This is a genomic window from Escherichia sp. WS33 (assembly GCF_046486385.1).
In the GTDB taxonomy this organism is placed as follows: domain Bacteria; phylum Pseudomonadota; class Gammaproteobacteria; order Enterobacterales; family Enterobacteriaceae; genus ECMA0423.
Genome location: NZ_JBJQLJ010000076.1, coordinates 1 through 2,228 on the forward strand (window position 1 = coordinate 1; position 2,228 = coordinate 2,228).

At 63.7% G+C, this 2,228-nt stretch carries 3 protein-coding genes; 1 reads left to right on the top strand and 2 read right to left on the bottom strand.

Going from position 1 to position 2,228, the window contains the following annotated elements; translation table 11 throughout:
* A partial coding sequence (tet(A), locus tag ACJHXA_RS23725) for a tetracycline efflux MFS transporter Tet(A) (RefSeq protein ID WP_039022993.1) occupies positions 1-1,172 on the bottom strand: 1,172 nt, incomplete at its 3' end.
* A 105-nt stretch (positions 1,173-1,277) separates the two neighbouring features.
* Here tet(A) and tetR(A) point away from each other — a divergent pair.
* Positions 1,278-1,928, top strand: a complete 651-nt coding sequence (gene tetR(A) / locus ACJHXA_RS23730; RefSeq protein ID WP_162720721.1) for a tetracycline resistance transcriptional repressor TetR(A) — start codon at positions 1,278-1,280, stop codon at positions 1,926-1,928.
* Between the two features lie 31 nt (positions 1,929-1,959).
* On the opposite strand, the gene ACJHXA_RS23735 is transcribed toward tetR(A), so the two are convergent.
* Positions 1,960-2,202, bottom strand: a complete 243-nt coding sequence (locus ACJHXA_RS23735; RefSeq protein WP_000844627.1) for a transposase — start codon at positions 2,200-2,202, stop codon at positions 1,960-1,962.
* Positions 2,203-2,228: the final 26 nt, after the last annotated feature.

Genomic DNA, 2,228 nt, shown 5'->3' on the forward strand with positions numbered 1-2,228 from the left:
CTCCAAAGCCCGCGACGCAGCGCCGGCAGGCAGAGCAAGTAGAGGGCAGCGCCTGCAATCCATGCCCACCCGTTCCACGTTGTTATAGAAGCCGCATAGATCGCCGTGAAGAGGAGGGGTCCGACGATCGAGGTCAGGCTGGTGAGCGCCGCCAGTGAGCCTTGCAGCTGCCCCTGACGTTCCTCATCCACCTGCCTGGACAACATTGCTTGCAGCGCCGGCATTCCGATGCCACCCGAAGCAAGCAGGACCATGATCGGGAACGCCATCCATCCCCGTGTCGCGAAGGCAAGCAGGATGTAGCCTGTGCCGTCGGCAATCATTCCGAGCATGAGTGCCCGCCTTTCGCCGAGCCGGGCGGCTACAGGGCCGGTGATCATTGCCTGGGCGAGTGAATGCAGAATGCCAAATGCGGCAAGCGAAATGCCGATCGTGGTCGCGTCCCAGTGAAAGCGATCCTCGCCGAAAATGACCCAAAGCGCGGCCGGCACCTGTCCGACAAGTTGCATGATGAAGAAGACCGCCATCAGGGCGGCGACGACGGTCATGCCCCGGGCCCACCGGAACGAAGCGAGCGGGTTGAGAGCCTCCCGGCGTAACGGCCGGCGTTCGCCTTTGTGCGACTCCGGCAAAAGGAAACAGCCCGTCAGGAAATTGAGGCCGTTCAAGGCTGCCGCGGCGAAGAACGGAGCGTGGGGGGAGAAACCGCCCATCAGCCCACCGAGCACAGGTCCCGCGACCATCCCGAACCCGAAACAGGCGCTCATGAAGCCGAAGTGCCGCGCGCGCTCATCGCCATCAGTGATATCGGCAATATAAGCGCCGGCTACCGCCCCAGTCGCCCCGGTGATGCCGGCCACGATCCGCCCGATATAGAGAACCCAAAGGAAAGGCGTCGTCGCCATGATGGCGTAGTCGACAGCAGCGCCGGCCAGCGAGACGAGCAAGACCGGCCGCCGCCCGAAACGATCCGACAGCGCGCCCAGCACAGGTGCGCAGGCAAATTGCATCAACGCATACAGCGCCAGCAGAATGCCATAGTGGGCGGTGACGTCGTTCGAGTGAACCAGATCGCGCAGGAGGCCCGGCAGCACCGGCATAATCAGGCCGATGCCGACAGCGTCGAGCGCGACAGTGCTCAGAATTACGATCAGGGGTCTGTTGGGTTTCACGTCTGGCCTCCGGACCAGCCTCCGCTGGTCCGATTGAACGCGCGGATTCTTTATCACTGATAAGTTGGTGGACATATTATGTTTATCAGTGATAAAGTGTCAAGCATGACAAAGTTGCAGCCGAATACAGTGATCCGTGCCGCCCTGGACCTGTTGAACGAGGTCGGCGTAGACGGTCTGACGACACGCAAACTGGCGGAACGGTTGGGGGTTCAGCAGCCGGCGCTTTACTGGCACTTCAGGAACAAGCGGGCGCTGCTCGACGCACTGGCCGAAGCCATGCTGGCGGAGAATCATACGCATTCGGTGCCGAGAGCCGACGACGACTGGCGCTCATTTCTGATCGGGAATGCCCGCAGCTTCAGGCAGGCGCTGCTCGCCTACCGCGATGGCGCGCGCATCCATGCCGGCATGCGACCGGGCGCACCGCAGATGGAAACGGCCGACGCGCAGCTTCGCTTCCTCTGCGAGGCGGGTTTTTCGGCCGGGGACGCCGTCAATGCGCTGATGACAATCAGCTACTTCACTGTTGGGGCCGTGCTTGAGGAGCAGGCCGGCGACAGCGATGCCGGCGAGCGCGGCGGCACCGTTGAACAGGCTCCGCTCTCGCCGCTGTTGCGGGCCGCGATAGACGCCTTCGACGAAGCCGGTCCGGACGCAGCGTTCGAGCAGGGACTCGCGGTGATTGTCGATGGATTGGCGAAAAGGAGGCTCGTTGTCAGGAACGTTGAAGGACCGAGAAAGGGTGACGATTGATCAGGACCGCTGCCGGAGCGCAACCCACTCACTACAGCAGAGCCATGTAGACAACATCCCCTCCCCCTTTCCACCGCGTCAGACGCCCGTAGCAGCCCGCTACGGGCTTTTTCATGCCCTGCCCTAGCGTCCAAGCCTCACGGCCGCGCTCGGCCTCTCTGGCGGCCTTCTGGCGCTCCTGCTGCGGCGTCCGCTCGTGGGCCGTGGCGCGGGTCCGCGCGCCGGCCTCGTGCGCCTGGCGCTCGCGGGCGAGGTCCAGGGCGGCCGTCTTCACGTTCTGCCTTGCGCAGATGAGATAGG